The organism is Acinetobacter sp. ESBL14 (assembly GCF_036668815.1).
GTDB classification, from domain to species: domain Bacteria; phylum Pseudomonadota; class Gammaproteobacteria; order Pseudomonadales; family Moraxellaceae; genus Acinetobacter; species Acinetobacter gyllenbergii.
Window position 1 is genome coordinate 1 of the sequence record NZ_JAZEVS010000057.1, and the last position, 354, is coordinate 354.

A 354-nucleotide genomic window follows, 5' to 3' on the forward strand; every position below is an offset into this window, starting at 1 on the left:
CAAGCGTGATCTTGTCTTTAGTCGTTGCATCGTCATATTTAACTGCTGCATCGTCTAATGTACCCAACTTGCCATCAACTGCTGCCAATTGATCTTCGGTTGCCGCTTGACCTGATACCGCTGTGCCGTTCCACGTCGTGTTGCTCAGACCTTTGATCGTGTTTGTTGTCTTATCAACAACAACACTGCCTACAGTCACCTTGTCGAAGTTCACATCTTTCGCTGTTGATACTTGGTAGTTGCTTGAACCATCTGCATTGGTGGTTGGTGTAACTACAACGTTGTCTCCTGCTGTAACCGTGGTTTTCGCTTTGGTTGCTGCATCTTTCACGCTTGTGATCGCACCATCAATTG

1 pseudogene is annotated in these 354 nt (G+C 46.6%); it reads right to left on the bottom strand.

From position 1 onward, the window contains the following. Positions 1-354 (bottom strand): annotated as a pseudogene (locus V6E90_RS21930) (YadA-like family protein); the annotation flags it as partial.